Annotated in this window: 16 protein-coding genes; 11 read left to right on the forward strand and 5 right to left on the reverse strand. The window is 73.5% G+C overall.

Annotated features, from left to right (window positions below):
* The first annotated feature begins 127 nt into the window (after window positions 1-127).
* The 4 genes from AB0I22_RS07395 (at window position 128) to AB0I22_RS07410 (ending at window position 5,703) form a co-directional block, all read left to right on the forward strand.
* Window positions 128-2,353 (forward strand): LodA/GoxA family CTQ-dependent oxidase, encoded by a 2,226-nt coding sequence (locus AB0I22_RS07395; protein ID WP_363129682.1) that lies wholly within the window; start codon window positions 128-130, stop codon window positions 2,351-2,353.
* Between the two features lie 31 nt (window positions 2,354-2,384).
* Window positions 2,385-3,443 carry an FAD-dependent oxidoreductase gene (locus AB0I22_RS07400; protein ID WP_363129683.1) on the forward strand — a complete coding sequence of 353 codons (1,059 nt, stop codon included), beginning with the start codon at window positions 2,385-2,387 and terminating at the stop codon, window positions 3,441-3,443.
* 263 nt (window positions 3,444-3,706) lie between these two features.
* Window positions 3,707-4,513 carry a polysaccharide deacetylase family protein gene (locus AB0I22_RS07405; protein WP_363129684.1) on the forward strand — a complete coding sequence of 269 codons (807 nt, stop codon included), beginning with the start codon at window positions 3,707-3,709 and terminating at the stop codon, window positions 4,511-4,513.
* The gene (locus AB0I22_RS07410; RefSeq protein WP_363129685.1) at window positions 4,510-5,703 is read left to right on the forward strand and encodes a YncE family protein; all 1,194 of its coding nucleotides are present in this window, start codon (window positions 4,510-4,512) and stop codon (window positions 5,701-5,703) included. The genes AB0I22_RS07405 and AB0I22_RS07410 overlap by 4 nt, the downstream gene beginning before the upstream one ends.
* Window positions 5,704-5,731: 28 nt before the next feature.
* On the opposite strand, the gene AB0I22_RS07415 is transcribed toward AB0I22_RS07410, so the two are convergent.
* The 4 genes from AB0I22_RS07415 to AB0I22_RS07430 all read right to left on the reverse strand — a co-directional run bounded on the left by AB0I22_RS07415 (window position 5,732) and on the right by AB0I22_RS07430 (window position 11,851).
* Window positions 5,732-7,381 (reverse strand): hypothetical protein, encoded by a 1,650-nt coding sequence (locus tag AB0I22_RS07415; protein ID WP_363129788.1) that lies wholly within the window; start codon window positions 7,379-7,381, stop codon window positions 5,732-5,734.
* Between the two features lie 172 nt (window positions 7,382-7,553).
* Window positions 7,554-9,752 (reverse strand): elongation factor G-like protein EF-G2, encoded by a 2,199-nt coding sequence (locus tag AB0I22_RS07420; RefSeq protein WP_363129686.1) that lies wholly within the window; start codon window positions 9,750-9,752, stop codon window positions 7,554-7,556.
* A 219-nt stretch (window positions 9,753-9,971) separates the two neighbouring features.
* The gene (locus AB0I22_RS07425; protein ID WP_363129789.1) at window positions 9,972-10,595 is read right to left on the reverse strand and encodes a response regulator transcription factor; all 624 of its coding nucleotides are present in this window, start codon (window positions 10,593-10,595) and stop codon (window positions 9,972-9,974) included.
* Between the two features lie 41 nt (window positions 10,596-10,636).
* Window positions 10,637-11,851: a histidine kinase gene (locus AB0I22_RS07430; RefSeq protein WP_363129687.1), complete on the reverse strand. Its 1,215-nt coding sequence runs from the start codon at window positions 11,849-11,851 to the stop codon at window positions 10,637-10,639.
* 494 nt (window positions 11,852-12,345) lie between these two features.
* Between AB0I22_RS07430 and pgsA the strand changes: the two genes are divergently transcribed.
* Genes pgsA through AB0I22_RS07445 form a run of 3 tightly spaced genes read left to right on the forward strand, consistent with a single transcriptional unit; the run spans window position 12,346 to window position 15,124 of the window.
* A complete protein-coding gene (gene pgsA / locus AB0I22_RS07435; RefSeq protein ID WP_363129790.1) occupies window positions 12,346-12,996 on the forward strand; it encodes a phosphatidylinositol phosphate synthase in 651 nt (216 codons plus the stop codon).
* Complete coding sequence (locus AB0I22_RS07440; protein ID WP_363129688.1) at window positions 12,993-13,967, forward strand: phosphatidylinositol mannoside acyltransferase; 975 nt, start codon at window positions 12,993-12,995, stop codon at window positions 13,965-13,967. Before pgsA ends, AB0I22_RS07440 begins: the two co-directional genes overlap by 4 nt.
* Window positions 13,964-15,124 carry a glycosyltransferase family 4 protein gene (locus tag AB0I22_RS07445; RefSeq protein WP_363129689.1) on the forward strand — a complete coding sequence of 387 codons (1,161 nt, stop codon included), beginning with the start codon at window positions 13,964-13,966 and terminating at the stop codon, window positions 15,122-15,124. Before AB0I22_RS07440 ends, AB0I22_RS07445 begins: the two co-directional genes overlap by 4 nt.
* Window positions 15,125-15,268: 144 nt before the next feature.
* On the opposite strand, the gene AB0I22_RS07450 is transcribed toward AB0I22_RS07445, so the two are convergent.
* The gene (locus AB0I22_RS07450; RefSeq protein WP_363129690.1) at window positions 15,269-15,940 is read right to left on the reverse strand and encodes a VC0807 family protein; all 672 of its coding nucleotides are present in this window, start codon (window positions 15,938-15,940) and stop codon (window positions 15,269-15,271) included.
* Window positions 15,941-16,145: 205 nt separating this feature from the next.
* Here AB0I22_RS07450 and AB0I22_RS07455 point away from each other — a divergent pair, with 205 nt between their 5' ends.
* The 4 genes from AB0I22_RS07455 (at window position 16,146) to AB0I22_RS07470 (ending at window position 19,709) form a co-directional block, all read left to right on the forward strand.
* Entirely contained in the window at window positions 16,146-16,688 is a 543-nt protein-coding gene (locus tag AB0I22_RS07455) for a hypothetical protein (RefSeq protein WP_363129691.1), read from the forward strand.
* Window positions 16,689-17,029: 341 nt separating this feature from the next.
* Window positions 17,030-17,935, forward strand: coding sequence for a pyridoxal 5'-phosphate synthase lyase subunit PdxS (gene pdxS, locus AB0I22_RS07460; protein ID WP_363129692.1), 906 nt, complete (start codon window positions 17,030-17,032; stop codon window positions 17,933-17,935).
* Window positions 17,936-18,279: 344 nt separating this feature from the next.
* Complete coding sequence (pdxT, locus tag AB0I22_RS07465) at window positions 18,280-18,894, forward strand: pyridoxal 5'-phosphate synthase glutaminase subunit PdxT (protein ID WP_363129693.1); 615 nt, start codon at window positions 18,280-18,282, stop codon at window positions 18,892-18,894.
* A 62-nt stretch (window positions 18,895-18,956) separates the two neighbouring features.
* On the forward strand, window positions 18,957-19,709 hold the full coding sequence (locus AB0I22_RS07470) for a YebC/PmpR family DNA-binding transcriptional regulator (RefSeq protein WP_363129694.1): 753 nt from the start codon (window positions 18,957-18,959) through the stop codon (window positions 19,707-19,709).
* Window positions 19,710-19,850: the final 141 nt, after the last annotated feature.

Here is a 19,850-nt window from a genome sequence, read left to right on the forward strand (position 1 = left end):
CCCCTACTCCGCGCCCCCAGCCTCCGCGGCGCGCCCTCCGGCCTCTGCCGCGCCGACCGTCCGGCGTACGGGCCTGGCGCGCCCGGCCGCACGCCCGAGCCCGTACCGCTCCGTCACCGGGAGAGCCATGACCAGTCTCGACCTCAAGGACATCCACTCCGTGCGCGTCCACCCGGGCATCGGCTTCGCCCGGGTCGGCAACAGCCCGGACGGCTATTTCACCGGGCCCGAGATCCCGGGCGCCGCCCCCGCGCCGGACGGCGGCCTGTTCAAGGACGGCGAAGGCCGCGTGAAGCGCCAGGCGGCCCGGTTCCGCTGCTACGGCTTCAACGAGGCCGGGGACCAGTGGGTCGAACTGACCCACCGCGCCGGCGTCAGCGTCGAGTGGACCGTGAATCTCGTGAACAAGAAGGCGTGCGCCCAGGGGTTCGGGAGCGAGGCATACCGCAACAAGAAGCGGGAGCCCGAGAAGCCGCACGACGAGGCGGGCCGCAAGGCCCTGACGATCGCTCCCGGGCCGATGCGGATCAGCGGACCCGGGCAGCACGGGCCCAGCGCGGTCGGCGAGATCACGCTGGAAGGCGTGAAAGAGCGGGTGGCCCTCGGGGAACTGCGCACCGACGAGGAGGGCCGCCTCCTGGTCCTGGGCGGCGACGGACGCTCCGGTTCACCCCGCCACCGCCCCCTGGCCGACTCCTTCAACAATGACGGCTGGTGGGACAGCACCTCCGACGGTCCGGTCGACGCCGTCGTGCGCGTCGACTGCGCGGGCGAGTCGCGGGAGTTCAGGGCCGTACGGGCGTGGGCGGTCGTCACGCCGCCCAAGTACGCCCCGCACCTGGACACCGTCGTCACCCTGTGGGACCGGCTGGAGGACCTCTTCCGCCCGCCGACCGATGACGTGGTCCCCTCGTACACCTTCGACATCCAGCCGGTGCTGGCCCGCGCCCGGCACATGCAGGCGGTCTTCGAGGCGGCGGCGGGCCACCACATCTCCTGGCCGGAGCCCCTGTACGGCTACTACGCCCGCCGCAAGATCGACAGTTGGCTCAGCAAGGACGGCAATCCGGACGGGTCGATGCCCCGCCTCGCCGCCGGCGGCGACGGCGACTCGAAGTTGACAAGGCGTCAGCTCGCCGTGCTGCAGAAATGGCGCGACGGGAACTTCCTGCGGGACTGGCGGGCCGGCGCACCGCGAGCCGTCACCCCCGGCGGACTCGACCGGGCGGCCCTGGAGGCATGCGTCGGCAAGGCGTTCTTCCCGGGCATCGAGGCGGGGGCGTTCTTCCTCGAACCCGGCCACTGGTCCGGCGGGGACATCGCGAGCCTGCGCTTCGCCCACACGGTGGAGCCGGGCGATGTCACCAGCCGGATGGCCCTGCCCTGGCAGGCCGACTTCCATGCCTGCGGCAGGGAGTGGTGGCCGGTCCCCCGGCCGAACGAGGCGATCCCCAAGGGGCAGAGCGGCTACAAGGACTGGACACGTGAGTGGGCCGGGGACGCGGGCGCCATGGCGGACAACTGGCACCGCCTCGGCTTCGTCGTGCCCGACGAGGCGGGGGACTACCGGGAGACGGAGCGCGGGGACTGGACGGAGAGCACCCGGCTGCCGCCGCCCGAGGGCCAGTGGAGCACCCTGGCCGCGGCCGCCGCCACGACCGCCGCCTGGCAGCCGGCCGACCGGCTCACCGGCCAGGACCTGGCCCTCTACGGTCGGGGCGAGCTCACCGCGGACACCGAGCACACCTGGCGCTTCCGGCTCACCGAGGAGGACCGCGCCATCGAGATCACCGTGCGCGCGCCCGTCCCGCAGGATCTCGACGTACGCCTCGCGAGCCCCCTCGGCCCCCTCGCCGAGGACGACCCCCGCCGCACCGGAATCCGCTACGACGACGCCCTCGTCCTGCGCGTCGCGCTGCCCGTCGAAGCCCTGCCCCAGCGCTACGCCGACGCCGGCTTGTGGAGCCTGAGCGTCAGCGCATCCCGCGGTGGCGGCGCGATGGCCTACCAGGTCGCCGTCGCCGTCGACTCCCGCGTCCACCTGGGCGGGGCCGCCGCCACCCGGGCCCCGGACGGCGCGCTCACCGTCACCACCGGCCTGGACGAGCGTCCGCCGCGTGAGGCGGCCCTCGTGACGGCCGACGGGGACGAGCTGCCGCTGGCGGAGGGCAGCGCCCCCGGCGCGTACACCCTGGCGGGCGGCGACGGGCAGCCGGAGGCAGGGGCCCGCGAGCCGGGCGCGCACACCGCCGCGGGCGGGGCCGGCCCCCTGCGCCTGCGGATCACCGGAAGCTCCCGCCTGGGCCACCCCTACGCCCGCGACCGCTTCCTGGCCGTCGGCGACGGGCGATGAGCCCGCCCGCCGGCCGGTCCCGGCGGCGCGGATGACCCGGGCGGACGTGGCCGTGGTCGGCGGCGGCCCGGCCGGGTCCGCGGTGGCCTGGCACCTCGCCGCCGCGGGCGCCTCCGTCGTCCTCGTCGACGACGGCCGGGGCCCATGGCGCCCGGTGGGACAGCAGCTCTCCCCGGCCGCCCTGCCCCTGCTGCGGGACCTCGGCGTCGCCGACCGGCTGACGGCCCCGGCCGCCGCCCCCGTCCACGAGGCACGCAGCGTCTGGTCCCACGAGAGCGCCGTGGATCTGCGGCCCGCCCTGTTCAGCGCGTACGGCCCGCCGCTGGCCGTCGACCGCGCCGCACTGGACGCCCTCCTGCGCGACGCCGCCCGCCGAGCGGGCGTCCGAACGCTGCGGGCCCACGTGAAGGCGGCGCGCGGGCCCGGCGGATGGCACCTGACGGCCGTGTCGCCGGCCGGGCGCCCGGAGCCGGTGGCGGGCCCCGCAGCCGTACTGGTCGACGCCACCGGTGCGGCCCGGGCCCGCGCCCGACGGCTGCCCTGGCACGCGGCGGACCGGCTGCGCTGCACCGTCTGGCGCGCCCGCCCCGCCGACGCCGGGCGCCAGTCGTGGTCGCTGGTCGAGGCGGTGGCCGACGGCTGGTGGTACAGCGCGCCGACGCCCGGCGGCGGCCTGACGCTGATGCGCGTCCAGGACCGCACCGCCGTGCACGCCGCCTCGACGCCGCCGCCCCGCACCGCCCAGCGCCTGGCGGACCTCCCCCTGCCGCCCCCGGCCGCCGTCCGGGCCGTCCCCGTCGGCTGCGCGGACCCGCCCTGGGCCGACGGCCTGGTCGCGGCGGGCGACGCCGCGCTGGCCCTCGATCCGCTCTCCTCGGCCGGCCTCCACCACGCCCTCGACCTCGCCCGGCCCGCGGCCGCCGCCGCCCTCGGCCTCCTGCGCCGCGACCCGCGCACGGCCGCCGCCTACGCCCGCCTCGTCCGGGAGGCGCTCGCCCGGCACCTGACCGTCCGGCGCACTGTCCATGCCGCCGCCGCGCCCCGGTACACCGCCGAGCCCTTCTGGCGGCGCCGGGCGTCCGGCGGATAGGCGCCGCCTTCCGAGGCGTCCGTGCCGGCCTCCCTCCAGCTCCGCCCCCGCCCGCTCCGTTTCGGCCGACGGCGGTCCGCGGCACCGGTCTGCACCCGATCCGCCGCACCGGTCCGCAGGAGACGGCGCGTCGCACCGGTCCGTACGGGGTGCGTGGCCGGCCGTACCTGCCCCAGCGGGCCCGAAGAGATGAGATCCAGCCGGGTTTCACCCGAAAACCGGGTTGGCGCGCGCATCGCGGACAAAGGCGTTCTGATGGTTCGGTGACCTTCCTTCACCGCCGCGGTGTGCTGCGCGCCGCCGCAGGGACCACAGCCGCCGGGGCCGCCGCGGCGCTGCTGCCGGGCTGCGCGCACCACCGCACCGCCGCCGACGCCCGGCACGCGCCGTCGGCCGCCCGGAACCCGGCGCCCACGCCCGTACCGGCGGCGCCGGCGTCCGCGGAGCCGCGCGCGCTGCCCGCGGGCCTCCCGGCCCAGATCGCGCACGGGCCGCGGGCCGGGACCGCGGTGGCCCTCACCTTCCACGGCCGCGGCGACCCGAAGCTCGCGACCGCGCTGCTCGCCGAGGCCGAGCGGGCCGGGGCCCGGCTGACCGTGCTGGCCGTCGGCGCATGGCTCGACGAAGCGCCGCGGATGGCCCGCCGGGTGCTCGACGGCGGGCACGAGCTGGGCAACCACACCATGCGCCACCTCGACATCTCCACGATGTCCGGCGCCGCCGCGTACGCGGAGATCACCGAGTGCGCCGACCGGCTGCGGCGGCTCACCGGTTCCATCGGCCGCTGGTTCCGGCCGTCCCGTACGCAGTACGCCACCGAGCGCGTCACCCGGCTGGCCGCCAGGGCCGGCTACCCGCACGTCCTCTCGTACGACGTGGACTCCCTCGATTTCACCGACCCGGGCGGCGAGGCCGTGCGCCGGACCGTGCTGGCCGCCGTGCGGCCCGGCTCGGTGGTGTCCCTGCACTTCGGGCACGCCGGTACGCTCACCGCGCTGCCCGGCATCATCGACGGCCTGCACCGGCGCGGGCTCCGCGCCGTGACCACTACGGAGCTGCTGACCTCATGACCGACCTCATGACCGGGCCCACTCCTCGCACTGTCCGCCGCGTCTCCCTGCTCGCCGTCGCCGGGGCCCTGCTCGCGACGGGGTGCGGGGGCGGCGGCCACCGGGACGAGGCCGCCGATCGCACCCCGCGGCCGCACGCCTCCTCCCACAGCTCCGCCGACGGGCTGCCGGGCATGCCGCCGCTCCTCGACCCGCACGACCTCTACGCGGCGGACCGGCCGAACGCCCTGTCCCCGGTGGTGAAGGACTTCCCCTCCCGCGTCTACGTGCCGAACACCAACTCCGACACGGTGAGCGTCATCGATCCGAAGACGTACAAGGTCATCAAGACGATCCCGGTGGGCAGGCAGCCGCAGCACGTCGTGCCGTCCTGGGACCTGAAGACGCTGTGGGTCAACAACGACCTGGGGCACTCGCTCACGCCCCTGGACCCGGCCACCGGGAAGACCGGCAAGCCCGTCGAGGTCCACGACCCGTACAACCTCTACTTCACCCCGGACGGCAAGTACGCCGTCGTGATGGCGTCCATGGACCGCGAACTGGTCTTCCGCGACCCGCACACCATGGCGGTGAAGAAGACCGTCCCGGTGAGCTGCAAGGGCGTCAATCACGCCGACTTCTCAGCCGACGGCCGGTACTTCATCGTCTCCTGCGAGTTCTCCGGCGAGCTGCTGAAGGTGGACACCGCGGCGATGAAGGTGACCGGCAAGCAGAAACTGCCCTTCAAGGGCGCGATGCCGCAGGACGTGAAGATCTCCTCGGACGGCAGGACGTGGTACGTCGCCGACATGACGGCCGACGGGGTGTGGGTCCTGGACGGCGACAAGTTCACCGAGCCGCGCCTGATGCGCACCGGCAAGGGCGCGCACGGGCTCTACGTCTCCCGCGACTCGAAGTCGATGTACATCTCGAACCGCGGCGAGGGCACGGTCTCCGTCCTGGACCTGCCCAGCCGCGAGCTGGTGAAGAAATGGAAGCTGCCGGACGGCGGCAGCCCAGACATGGGCGGGGTGTCGGCGGACGGCAAGGTGCTCTGGCTCTCCGGCCGGTACGACGCCGAGGTCTACGCGATCGACACCGGCAGCGGCCGCCAGCTCGCCCGCATCCCCGTCGGCCGCGGCCCGCACGGACTGGCGGTCTACCCGCAGCCCGGCCGCTACTCGCTCGGGCACACGGGGATCTTCCGCTGACGGCGTGCGGGACGCGGGAGGAGGCCCGTCAGCCCGCGTAGTCGTCCGCCTTGCGCGGCGCGGGGTCCTGGATCGCGCCGCTCAGGAACGCCGCCCGATTGCCGAACTTCGTGACGTCCACGCCGTGCTCCTCCAGCACGTGCAGCGCCGCCTCGTGCACCACCCGCAGCACGGGCGTGGCCGCGCGCATCGCGTCGTCCGCCATGAACCGGTGCCGCCAGGGCTTGTCCGCCCAGGCGTGTCGCAGGCCGAACGGCTCGGGGAGCTTGAGCTTGCCGCCCCAGTACTCCAGCAGCGGCGGGTACCAGGTGAGGGGCGCCCGCGCCGTCAGCCGCGCGATCTCGCGGGCGTGCACGATCGGCAGGGTCTTCTGGGTCGGCGCCCAGAACTTGAGCCCCTTGATCTCCTTCGTGCGGGCCTTCGGCTTGTTCGAGAACATCGGGTGCACGGGGCCGAGCGCGTGCCCCGTGATCTCGATGCGCAGGGTCTTGTGCAGCACCGTGACCGTGATCAGCAGGGTGATCACCAACTGGCCGTCCCACAGCACGAACTGCACGCCCAGGTAGTGCCGGTTGCCGCTGCCGAACTGCTGCTCGTTGCAGATCTTCTGGAGCTCCGAGCCCCGTATCTCGTACGAGCCCTTCTCGCCGCCGCCGGGGCGCGAGACCTCCGAGGCGCCCTCGCCGATGGGGGAGACCACCCAGTGCTCGACGAAGGGCGGGGTGAAGCCGCCGGTGTGCAGCGGGCTGCGCTCCAGGAGCTGGAGCTGATCGTGCACGGCCCGCACGACGTCCCAGCTGCGGAAGGGGTGGATGTCCTTGTCCGGGTCGCTCGGGATCAGGTCCTCGGCCATCTGCCAGCTGCCCCAGCGGGTGCCCATGCCGAGTATGCCCTTGGGGCCGGCGTAGTAGACGACGTTGCTGCGCTGCTCCGCGCTGAGGTGGGCCAGGCTCTGGCGCAGCCGCTCGGCCGCGCTCTCGCCGGGGTTCTTCGGCACCGCCTCGGGGATCTTCGCGCCCACCCCGCCGCCCGCGAGGAGGCCGGTCCAGCGGTCGCGGAGGTCCTTGGCGGTGCGCTCGCAGACGATCTTCGCCCAGTAGCCGCCGATGAGCGGCGCGATGAGCATCGCGCGCAGGTAGACGCCCCAGAACCCGTTGAACGGCAGCCGGATCATGAAGATCACGCCGAGGATGCCGAGCGCGAGGAGCAGCGCCGTGCCGAGGAAGCCGGCCCGCTTGTTCTGGGCCCCGGCGATCAGCCGGCGGAGCTGGAAGCCGCCGAGCCACAGCAGCACGCCGGGGAGGAAGAGCACTCCGAAGACGACCATGATCACGGTCAGCCGGGTGTCGCGCTGCTTGCGGATGCGCAGCGCGGCCAGGCAGTGCTCGACGACGGTCTGCGGCTCGATGCCGAAGGACTGGATGAGCGGCTTGCGACCGGCGTCGATCATGCGCTTCTGCACGGCGCGGGAGAACGCCTCGCCCAGGTTGGGTTCGAGCAGTGCGAACCGCGGCTTCTGCACCTCGGAGGTGGCCGTGTCCGAGTTGGCCTTGAGCAGCTCGTCCATCGGGCCGTCCCGGTACGCCGCGGAGGCGATCGCCTGCGTCGCCGCCGTCTGCCCGGCCGCGCCCGAAAGCGGAATCTGCGCCCCCGGGCTGAAGTCGAACGCGTCCCCTATTGTCACTACCGCCCCCAACGCCGCGCACACCTGGTGATGCGGTCTGTTCCCGACACCCGCTCACGCCACACCTTGTGAGCTGCCGCTCCAGCGTATCGGCGGTGTCCACCCCCTGTCGCCGGAGATCGGGAAGCCGCCCGCCGCAACCGAGTTGCCGCAGGCGGCTCGCGAACTATCGACCGTTCTCGGCCTGTTCCCGGATACGGTCGGAGAGCTGCGCCGGCATCGGCTCGTGGCGCGCGTACGAACGGCTGAACCGCCCCGTGCCGTGCGAGAGGGACCGCAGGTCCACCGCGTACCGGCCGATCTCGATCTCCGGGATCTCGGCCCGTACGAGTGTGCGCTCCGCCCCCGACTGCTCGGTGCCCACCACCCGGCCGCGCCGCCCGGAGAGGTCGCTCATCACCGCCCCGACGAACTCGTCGGAGACCAGCACCCGCACCTCGGCGACCGGCTCCAGCAGATGGATACGGGCCTCGGCCGCGGCCTCCCGCAGCGCGAGCGCGCCCGCGGTCTGGAAGGCCGCGTCCGAGGAGTCCACCGAGTGCGCCTTGCCGTCGAGCAGGGTGACCCGCACGTCGACGAGGGGATACCCGGCGGCGAGGCCGCGCGCGGCCTGGGTGCGCACGCCCTTCTCCACGGAGGGGATGAACTGCCGGGGCACGGCGCCGCCCACCACCTTGTCGACGAAGTCGATGCCCGAGCCGGGCGGCAGCGGCTCCACCTCGATCTCGCAGATCGCGAACTGGCCGTGGCCGCCGGACTGCTTGACGTGCCGCCCGCGCCCCGCGGCCTTCCCGCCGAACGTCTCCCGCAGCGAGACCTTGTGCGGCACGGTGTCGACCTGTACGCCGTACCGGGTGCGCAGCCGCTCCAGGGCGACGTCCATATGGGCCTCGCCCAGGCACCACAGGACCACCTGGTGGGTGTCGGGGTTCTGTTCGAGCCGCATGGTCGGGTCCTCGGCGACCAGCCGGCCGAGCCCCTGCGAGAGCTTGTCCTCGTCGGCCTTGCTGTGCGCCTCGATGGCGACGGGCAGCAGCGGGTCGGGCATCACCCAGGGCTCCATGAGGAGCGGCGCGTCCTTGGCGGAGAGGGTGTCGCCGGTCTCCGCGCGGCTCAGCTTCGCCACACAGGCCAGATCGCCCGCGATCGCCTCCGCGACGTTGCGCTGCACCTTCCCGAACGGCGAGGACAGGGCGCCGACCCGCTCGTCGACGTCGTGGTCCTCGTGGCCGCGGTCCTGGAGGCCGTGGCCCGAGACGTGCACGGTCTCGTCCGGGCGCAGGGTCCCCGAGAACACCCGGACCAGCGAGATCCGGCCGACGTACGGGTCGGAGGACGTCTTGACGACCTCCGCGGCCAGCGGGCCCGCCGGATCGCAGGCCAGCGGGGCCCGCCGGGCGCCGCCGGGATGCGTGACGGCGGGCGCCTCGCGCTCCAGCGGGGTGGGGAACCCGCCGGTGATCAGATCCAGCAGTTCGACGGTGCCCAGGCCCTGCCGGGCGCCCTCGGCGGCGGGGGCGGCGGCCAGGACGGGGTGGAACCTGCCGCGCGACACGGCGCGTTCGAGGTCTTCGACGAGCGTCTTGACGTCGAGCTCCGCGCCGCTGAGGTAGCGGTCCATGAGGGTCTCGTCCTCGCTCTCGGCGATGATCCCCTCGATCAGCCGGTTGCGCGCCTCCTCGATGAGCGGCAGATGCGCCGCGTCCGGCGGATTGTCGGTCCGTACGCCCGTGGAGTAGTCGAAGACCCGCTGGGAGAGCAGCCCGATGAGCCCGGTGACGGACGTGTGGCCGTCGGAGCCCTCGGCGCCGTGCAACGGCAGGTACAGGGGCAGCACGGAGTCGGGGGAGTCGCCGCCGAGCGCCCGCCGGCAGACCGCCGTCATCTCCTCGAAGTCGGCGCGCGCGGCCTCCAGATGGGTCACGACCAGGGCGCGCGGCATGTTCACCGCGGCGCACTCGTCCCACACCATGCGGGTGGCGCCGTCCACGCCGTCGGCCGCCGAAACGATGAAGAGGGCCGCGTCCGCGGCTCGCAGACCGGCCCTCAACTCCCCGACGAAATCGGCGTAGCCGGGGGTGTCCAGCAGATTGATCTTGATGCCGCCCCACTCCACGGGGATCAGCGACAGCTGCACCGAGCGCTGCTGGCGGTGCTCGATCTCGTCGTAGTCGGAGGCACAGCCGCCGTCCTCGACCCGTCCGGCCCTGTTCACGGCGCCGCTCGCCAGCGCCAGGGCCTCCACCAGGGTCGTCTTCCCGGACCCGCTGTGGCCGACCAGCACCACATTCCGTACGGAGCTGGGCCGGTCGGCCGCCACTGCCCTGCCGGCGGCCCCTGGGTGCGTACTCGTCTTGTCGCCCATGTGTCTCGCCTCCCGGTCGACACTGCGGTACGTCGAGCTTTCCACCGGGGCCATGGTGCGTCCATACATCGCACACGCGGCCGTAACGGGACCGGCCGGACGAAGATCAACTCATCGGCCGGAAAAGGACCTTTGGGAGGCGGCTGGAAGACGGGACTGCGGCAGGGGCCGTGCGGCTTTGGACCCTTCAGCCTTTCGGTCTTTCCATCTTTCCGTCCTTCAGCGTGAGCTGACCGCGCCCGTGTCCCAGGCCCAGGCCGCGATCTCGACGCGGTTGCGCACCCCGAGCTTCGTCTGGACGCTCGCCAGATGCGTCTTGACCGTGGACAGGGAGAGGAACAGCTCCTGGCAGATCTCCTGATTGGTCCGGCCGACCGCGACCAGCCGCACCACGTCCGACTCCCGCCCGGTCAGCGGCGCGGACCCCGCCTGCGCCGCCGGCTTCCGCCGCTGCTCGCCCAGGCGCGCCAGCAGCCGTACGGTCACGGCCGGGGAGACCAGCGCGTCGCCGCGCGCCGCCGCCCGTACCGCCTCGACCAGCAGCCCCGGCCCCGCGTCCTTGAGGAGGAAGCCGCACGCCCCGTGCCGCATCGCGGTGTAGAGGTAGTCGTCCTGGTCGAAGGTGGTGACGATGACCACCCGCAGCGGATCGGCGGCGTCCGGGCCCGCGAGCACCCGGGTCACCTCCAGGCCGTCGAGTCTCGGCATCCGCACGTCCACCAGGCACACGTCGGGGCGCAGCCGGCGGGCGGCCTCGACGCACTCGGCGCCGTCCGCGGCCTCGCCGATCACGGTGATGCCGGGCTGCGCGTCGAGGATCAGCCGGAAGCCGGTACGGACCATCTCCTGGTCGTCGGCGATGAGTACGGTCGTCGTGGAGCTGCTCACCCGGGAGATCCTGCCATGGGCCCCGCGCCGGCCGGCGCGGGGAAGGCGGCGGCGACCAGCCAGCCGCCGTCCGCCGTCGGCTCGGCCCGCAGCTCGCCCTCGACGGCCTCCACCCGCTCCCGCAGCCCGAGCAGCCCGAAGCCGCCGCGCCCGCCCAGCGGCGCGAACCGCCGCTCGGCCGAAGGGGCGTTGCGGACCTGGACGGTGAGCCTCTCCCGGTCCGCGTCGACACGGACGTCGGCCGTGGCGGCGCCGGGGGCGTGGCGGCGCACATTGGTCAGCGCCTCCCGCACCACGCGCTGCACGGACGTCTCCACCGCGGGCCCCAGCCGGGCCCGCCGCGCCGCGTCGGTGACCTCCAGGGCGACCGGCGGGCCGCCATTGCGGGTGAACTCGGCCACGAGGGAAGGGAGTTCATCGAGTGTGTCGCCCGGCCGCAGGGGCTCCCCCTCCTCCTCGCGCAGCACGCGCACCAGCCGCCGCATCGAGTCCAGCGTCTCCGTCCCCGCCCGCTCGATGCTCTCCAGCAGCGGGTCCACCTGCTCGGGCGCGGTCTCCCGGACGGTACGGGCGGCCTGCGCCTGGATGACGATCCCGGTGACGTGGTGGGCGACGAAGTCGTGCAGGTCGCGGGCGAGTTCGCGCCGCTCGCCGTCGCGCACGGCGGAGATGGCGCGCACGCGCCGGCCGTCGAGCACGCGCAGATAGCTGCCGAGCCCGACGGCGGCGCCGACGAAGAAGGTGAGGAGGAAGGAGAAGGCGACCATCAGGTGCGGCTCGGCCATGCGCAGCGGCACCACGATGACCGCGAGGCCCAGAGCCGCGCTCAGCGCGACGGCCGTGCCCGGCGGCCCCTCCCTCCGCGCGACGCGCGTCAGGGCCAGCAGCAGGCAGGCGGTCTCCAGGAGCCCCCACGCGCCGTCCACGACGCGTTCGCCGGGCAGCAGCAGGAAGCCGGTCAGCAGCCAGGAGAGCACGACCGCGGCGGCGGTCCGCCAGGTCAGGCCGCGCGGCCGGGCCGCGGGCAGCAGCACCAGCGCGGCGATCAGCGGCCCGACCACGGGGAGCAGCCAGGCCCGCGGACCGGCGCCGGCGCGGCCCGCCGTGGCGGAGGCCAGGTCGGCGACCCACAGCAGGACGAAGGCCGCGTACAGCGCGCAGAAGGCCAAGTGCCGGGCGCGGAGACGGGGGAGCGGTGCGCGATCTTTCACAGCTCCCAGGCTACGGAGCGGCGGCCGGCCCGGGGTCGGCCGATCGGCCGATACGGACGCGGGAGCCGTCGGCCGCTCGGCCGGTCTTCGGGCCCGCGGCCGTGGTGCCGCGACGACCTGTGTGCGCGGTCGGGCGGGAGGGGTCCGGCCCGGGCGGTCCGTACGGGCGGGGGCTGGGGCGTTCGTACGGGTTGGGGCTGCGATCTGTCCGTACGGGCCGGGGCGGGCCGGGGCAGTCGCACGCGTACGGGCGACGGTGCGCGCGGTCGGGCGGGAGCGGTCTGGCCCGGGCGGTCCGTACGGGCGGGTTCTGTACGGGCGGGCGGTGCGTGGACGTGCGGCGCGGCCCGCCAGGGTCCCGGTCGCCGGCCGGCCGTGACGAGCGCCATGGTCGCCGGACGCGATGCGTTCGCGGTGCGCGCATGTCGCGTGACTACGATGGGCCAGCCGGTGGCCCCTTGACCATCCGGCCCGATTCGACCTCCGGGAAGGCCATGCTGAACAAGTACGCGCGTGCTTTCTTCACGCGTGTTCTCACGCCGTTCGCCGCTCTGCTCATCCGGCTCGGTGTCAGCCCCGACGCGGTGACCCTCATCGGGACCGGCGGTGTCATGGCGGGCGCGCTGGTCTTCTACCCCCAGGGCGAGTTCTTCTGGGGCACCGTCGTCATCACCCTGTTCGTCTTCTCGGACCTGGTCGACGGCAACATGGCGCGCCAGCTCGGCCGCTCCAGCCGCTGGGGCGCGTTCCTCGACTCCACGCTGGACCGGGTCGCCGACGCCGCGATCTTCGGCGGCCTCGCGCTCTGGTACGCGGGAGGCGGCGACAGCCTCACGCTCTGCGCGGTGACGATCTTCTGCCTCGCCAGCGGCCAGGTGGTCTCGTACACCAAGGCGCGCGGCGAGGCGATCGGCCTGCCGGTGAACGTCAACGGGCTCGTCGAGCGCGCCGAGCGGCTGGTCATCTCGCTGGTCGCCTGCGGCTTCTCCGGGCTGCACAAGTTCGGCGTGCCCGGCATCCAGGTGCTGCTGCCGATCGCCCTGTGGGCCGTGGCCGCAGGCAGCCTCGTCACACTGGTGCAGCGGGTGGTGACCGTACGCCGCGAGGCCGCCGAGGCGGACGCGCAGGGGAGCGGGACCGCATGAAGGACCAGCTGACCGACGCGCTGTACGGGCTCGGCTGGAGCACCGTCAAGAAGCTGCCCGAACCCGTGGCCGTACGGCTCGGGCAGGGGATCGCCGACACCGCCTGGAAGCGGCGCGGCAAGAGCGTGCTGCGCCTGGAGTCGAACCTCGCGCGGGTCGTCCCCGACGCCGGCCCGGAGCGCCTCGCCGAGCTGTCGCGGGCCGGCATGCGCTCGTACCTGCGCTACTGGATGGAGTCCTTCCGGCTGCCGGCCTGGAGCAAGGAGCGCATCCGGGGCGGCTTCGACCCGCAGGACGTGCACCACCTGGAGAACGGCCTGGCCAGCGGCCGGGGCGTCATCATCGCCCTGCCGCACCTGGGCAACTGGGACCTCGCCGGGGCCTGGGTCACCACCAAGCTGGGCGTGCCGTTCACCACGGTCGCCGAGCGGCTCAAGCCCGAGACGCTGTACGACCGGTTCGTCGCCTACCGCGAGGGGCTGGGCATGGAGGTGCTGCCGCACTCCGGCGGCAGCGCGTTCGGCACCCTGGCCCGGCGGCTGCGCGCCGGCGGCCTGGTCTGCCTGGTGGCCGACCGGGACCTGTCCGCCTCGGGCGTCGAGGTGAAGTTCTTCGGCGAGACCGCGCGGATGCCCGCGGGCCCTGCCATGCTGGCGCGGCAGACCGGTGCGCTGCTGCTGCCGGTCACGCTCTGGTACGACGGGACACCGGTCATGCGCGGCCGGGTGCACCCGGAGGTCGAGGTTCCGGAGACCGGGACCCGCACCGAGCAGGCCGCCGCCATGACGCAGCAGCTGGCCGACGCGTTCGCCTCGGGCATCGCCGAGCACCCGGAGGACTGGCACATGCTCCAGCGCCTGTGGCTCGCCGACCTCGAACCGCGGGCGGACGGCGGTCCCGAGCCGCGCTCCGGCGCGGGCTCCAGACCTGAGCCCCACTCCGATGACAGCTCCGGAACGGAGAAGCCTTGAGGATCGGGATCGTCTGCCCGTACTCGTGGGACGTCCCCGGCGGCGTCCAGTTCCACGTCCGCGACCTCGCCGAGCACCTGATCCGGCTGGGCCACGAGGTGTCCGTACTGGCCCCGGCGGACGACGAGACACCGCTGCCGCCGTATGTGGTCTCCGCCGGACGTGCCGTACCGGTGCCCTACAACGGTTCGGTAGCGCGGCTCAATTTCGGATTCCTGTCGGCCGCCCGGGTGCGCCGGTGGCTGCACGACGGTGCTTTCGACGTCATCCACATCCATGAGCCCGGCACCCCGTCCGTCGGCCTGCTCGCCTGCTGGGCGGCGCAGGGCCCGATCGTGGCGACCTTCCACACCTCCAACCCGCGCTCCCGCTTCATGATCGCCGCGTATCCGATCCTCCAGCCCGCCCTGGAGAAGATCAGCGCGCGCATCGCGGTGAGCGAGTACGCCCGCCGGACCTTGGTCGAGCACCTCGGCGGGGACGCCGTCGTCATCCCCAACGGCGTGGACGTCGGCTTCTTCGCCGACGCCGAGCCCAAGGCGGAGTGGCAGGGCTCCACCATCGGCTTCATCGGCCGCATCGACGAGCCGCGCAAGGGCCTGCCGGTCCTGATGCGGGCGCTGCCGAAGATCCTCGCCGAGTGCCCGGAGGCCAGGCTGCTGGTCGCCGGGCGCGGTGACGAGGAGGAGGCGGTGGCGAGCCTGCCCGAGGAGATGCGCGGGCGCGTCGAGTTCCTCGGCATGGTCAGCGACGAGGACAAGGCGCGGCTGCTGCGCAGCGTCGACGTGTACGTCGCCCCCAACACCGGCGGCGAGTCCTTCGGGATCATCCTGGTCGAGGCGATGTCGGCGGGGGCGCCGGTGCTCGCCAGCGACCTCGACGCCTTCGTGCAGGTCCTCGACCAGGGCACGGCGGGCGAGCTGTTCGCCAACGAGGACGCCGACGCCCTCGCGGCCGCGGCGGTGCGGCTGCTCGGCGACCCCAAGCGGCGCACCGAGCTGAGCGAGCACGGCAGCCGGCACGTACGCCGCTTCGACTGGTCGACGGTGGGCGCGGAGATCCTCGCCGTGTACGAGATGGTCACGGCGGGCGCGGCCTCGGTGGCGGCGGACGAGCGGGCGGGGCTGCGCGCGCGGTTCGGGCTGGCTCGGGACTGACGCATTTCGGTTCTGAGGGGCTGAGGGGCTGATGGGCCTACGGGCGGGGGCGGCCGTCCAAGGCTCGGCGGGCACGGCCGACGGCCCGGCCGCGGGTGTCCGTCGGCGGCCGGGCCGGATCGTTCAGAACCGTTCAAGCTCCGCTCAGGCCGCGCTCGTGGCCGGCTCCGGCACGGCGGCGCCCCGGCGGTAGCCGATCAGGGACACGCCGTGGCGGGCGCGGAAGCGGCGCCCGTAGACGAGGGTCGCGGCCGCCAGCAGGCCGAGCAGCCCGTAACTCTGCACCTTTTCGATCGCCGGAACGGCGTCGACGGGCAGCGTCAGGGCGGTGATCGTACTGAGGGCCGCGTCGACGAGCTGGGCGCCGCCCCACAGCATCGTCACCCGCCGCAGCGCACGCCGGAACTCGGCCGACTCCGTCCACAGCAGGTCGCGTTCCGCCCTGGCCGCTTCGCCGTGCCACCGCCGCGAGAACTGGAAGACGAACGGCCGCGGCGCGTACAGCGTGCCCAGAATCCAGCCGGCCAGCCCCAGCGACAGCGCCACGTTCTTGAGCAGCAGCACCCGCGGCTCGCCGCTGATCAGCGAGGTGCCCGCGGAGAGGGCGAGCATGCCGACGACGAACAGGTCGAAGCCGTCGACGCGGCGGCGGACGGCCAGCGTGTACGCGGCGCGCACCGCCGGGGCCGCGCCGCTGAGCAGTAGCGCCAGCCACTGCGCGGCGCCCTGGGCGCGGAGCAGATAGTAGATGCCGAGCGGGAAGACGATGTTGACGGCGATCGAGGCGGCGACTGAGCGCCGTGTCTGCCGGTCCATGGGTGCCCCCTGGTCATGGACCGGCCGGTCGGGCCGGTCCGGTCGGGTCCGGTGTCCTTCACCGACACGCTAGGAAGCGGGGCGGCCGCGCGGATCGGAGTCAGGGTCGGTCCTCGGCGGCGCCTCTCCACCCCTGCGTTCCCTTGCGCCTCCACCCGCGTCTCCACCGGGGGGTGGACCGGGGCGGCCGGTACTGTGGCCCGGCGTGACCACTTTCATCTGGATCGCGGCGGCCCTGGTCGTCATCGGCGTCTACCTGAGCTGGACCGCGGGGCGCCTGGACCGGCTGCACAGCCGCATCGACGCGGCCAAGGCCGCGCTCGACGCACAGCTCCTGCGGCGCGCGTCGGTGGCGCAGGAACTCGGCACCTCGGGGGTCCTCGACCCGGCGGCGTCCATCGTGCTCTACCAGGCGGCGCACGCCGCCCGGCAGGCCGAGGAGGAGCACCGGGAGGTCGCCGAGAGCGAGCTGAGCCAGGCGCTGCGCGCGGTGTTCGCCGAGCCGGCGCAGGTCGAGGCGGTACGGGAGGCGCCGGGCGGCGAGGAGTCGGTGCGGGAGCTGATGGAGGCCGTGCGCCGGGCGCCGATGGCGCGGCGCTTCCACAACGACTCGGTGCGGGCGGCGCGGGCGGTGCGCGAGCACCGGGTGGTGCGCTGGTTCCGGCTGGCCGGCCACGCGCCGTTCCCGCTGGCCTTCGAGATGGACGACGAGCCCCCGGCCGCGCTGACGGAGCACGCGGCGCACTGACGCTCGTACGGGGGCGGGCGGGGGTTCTGGGGCCGGAATCGGGGTCGGGGGCGGTGCGGCTGCTGATGCCTGTGGAGCGCTGTTGTTCGTACGGTGCCGGTGTCCGTACGGCTGCTGTCGTTCGTACGGTGCTGGTGCTGGTGCTGGTGCTGGTGCTGGTGCAGGTGCTCGCGAGGTTCCTGTGCCCGTACGGCCGCTGCCGCTCGCACGGCGGCCGACGCTCGTACGGCCGCTGACCGCCCGTACGGGCCACCGGCCTCGGATTGGCTCTTTCCGCAGGTCGTACGCGTGAGGTTCGGTGGGTCATGCAGCGTCTCAGCCCTTGATAGCGAGGTCATCACGTGTCCACCACCACCGCGGGAAGCCCCGAGACCGGCACTGCGCGCGTCAAGCGCGGCATGGCCGAGCAGTTGAAGGGCGGCGTGATCATGGATGTGGTCACGCCTGAGGAAGCGAAGATCGCCGAGGACGCGGGCGCCGTCGCGGTCATGGCCCTGGAGCGGGTCCCGGCCGACATCCGCAAGGACGGCGGCGTGGCCCGGATGTCCGACCCGGACATGATCGACGGCATCATCGGGGCCGTCTCCATCCCGGTCATGGCCAAGTCCCGCATCGGCCACCTCGTCGAGGCCCAGGTCCTCCAGTCGCTCGGTGTCGACTACATCGACGAGTCCGAGGTGCTCACCCCGGCCGACGAGGTCAACCACAGCGACAAGTGGACGTTCACCACGCCCTTCGTCTGCGGCGCCACCAACCTCGGCGAGGCGCTGCGGCGGATCGCCGAGGGCGCGGCCATGATCCGCTCCAAGGGCGAGGCCGGCACCGGCAACGTGGTCGAGGCCGTCCGCCACATGCGGCAGATCAAGGGCGAGATCGGCCGGCTGCGCGCCCTCGACTCGCATGAGCTGTTCGCCGCGGCCAAGGAGCTGCGCGCCCCGTACGAGCTGGTCAAGGAGGTCGCCGAGCTCGGCAAGCTGCCGGTCGTGCTGTTCTCCGCGGGCGGCGTCGCCACCCCGGCCGACGCGGCGCTGATGCGCCAGCTCGGCGCCGAGGGGGTCTTCGTGGGCTCCGGGATCTTCAAGTCCGGCGACCCGGCGAAGCGGGCCGCGGCGATCGTGAAGGCCACGACCTTCTACGACGACCCCAAGATCATCGCGGACGCGTCCCGCAACCTCGGCGAGGCCATGGTCGGCATCAACTGCGACACCCTCCCCGAGTCCGAGCGCTACGCCAACCGCGGCTGGTAGACCGCGCCGACCGGTGGGCGGTCCCCGCGGCCGGGGCTTGGCGGCCCGTGTGACCCGCGTGATCCGGGCCTGCGCGACCCGCACGATTCGGGCCCGCGCGACCCGGGTTCGGGGCCCACGGGCTGGGTGATCCGAGCCCCTGCGGCCGGTTGACCCGAGCCCCACGGCCCGAGTGATCGGAGCCCCTGCGGCCCAGGTGCTCCGAGCCTCCACGGGCCCGATTGCTTCGAGCCCCCGTTGGTCCAGGTGACCGGCAGTCCCCGTGGCTCGCGTGATCAACGCCCCGAGGCCCCCGCGATCCCCGGCCGCCCACCGGGAGCCGACCCCTGAGAGGTATCCACTTCGTGTCCGTGTCCGTGTCCCACCCCGAGCCCGCCCCCGTGATCGGGGTGCTCGCCCTCCAGGGCGACGTCCGCGAACACCTCGCCGCCCTCGCCGAGACCGGCGTCCGCGCCCGCCCGGTCCGCCGTCCCGAGGAACTGGCCGAGGCCGACGGCCTGGTGATCCCCGGCGGCGAGTCGACCACCATCTCCAAGCTCGCCGTCGCCTTCGGGATGCTCGAACCGCTGCGCGCGCGGGTACGGGCCGGGATGCCCGTCTACGGGTCCTGCGCCGGAATGATCATGGTCGCGGACAAGCTGCTCGACGGCCGAGAGGACCAGGAGACGCTCGGCGGCATCGACATGATCGTGCGCCGCAACGCGTTCGGCAGGCAGAACGAGTCGTTCGAGGCGGCCGTCGAGGTCGCCGGGATAGCCGGCGGGCCGGTCGAGGGCGTCTTCATCCGCGCGCCCTGGGTCGAGTCCACGGGCGCCGGCGTCGAGGTGCTGGCCGTCCACGACGGCCATACGGTCGCCGTCCGGCAGGGCCGTGTCCTGGCCACGTCGTTCCACCCCGAACTCACTGGAGATCACCGGGTGCACGCGTTCTTCGTCGACATGGTGCGCGCCACGCTGTGAGCTCGCCCCGGTAGGATCTCAGGCGTTCATTCAAGATTTGGTTACGCGAAGGAGACACGCGGATGTCCGGCCACTCTAAATGGGCTACGACGAAGCACAAGAAGGCCGTGATCGATGCCAAGCGCGGCAAACTCTTCGCGAAGCTGATCAAGAACATCGAGGTCGCGGCCCGCACGGGCGGCGCCGACGTGGAGGGCAACCCGACCCTTTTCGACGCCATCCAGAAGGCGAAGAAGAGCTCGGTGCCGAACAAGAACATCGACTCCGCGGTCAAGCGCGGCGCCGGTCTCGAAGCCGGCGGCGCCGACTACGAGACGATCATGTACGAGGGGTACGGCCCGAACGGCGTCGCGGTGCTCATCGAGTGCCTCACCGACAACCGCAACCGCGCCGCCTCGGACGTCCGCGTGGCGATGACCCGCAACGGCGGCTCGATGGCCGACCCGGGATCGGTGTCCTACCTCTTCAACCGCAAGGGCGTCGTCATCGTCCCCAAGGCCGAGCTGACCGAGGACGACGTGCTCGGCGCGGTCCTGGACGCGGGTGCCGAAGAAGTCAACGACCTCGGCGACTCCTTCGAGGTGCTCAGCGAGGCCACCGACCTGGTCGCGGTCCGCACCGCCCTCCAGGACGCCGGCATCGACTACGACTCGGCCGACGCCAACTTCGTCCCCACCATGCAGGTGGAGCTGGAGGAGGACGGCGCGCGCAAGATCTTCAAGCTGATCGACGCGCTGGAGGACAGCGACGACGTGCAGAACGTCTTCGCCAACTTCGACGTCTCCGACGACGTCATGGCCAAGGTGGACGCCTGAGCCGCTGACCGCGTACGGGCGGGCCGACGGGGATGCTCCGTCGGCCCGTTCGTCATGTCGGCCCTCCGGTGCTCCGGCGTTCCGGCGCACGGCCCGGGCGGCCGGGCCCGACGCCGCGTCACCTCCGGTCGGGCCCGCGGG

The sequence above is a fragment of the Streptomyces sp. NPDC050610 genome, from assembly GCF_040654875.1.
Taxonomy (GTDB): Bacteria; Actinomycetota; Actinomycetes; order Streptomycetales; family Streptomycetaceae; genus Streptomyces.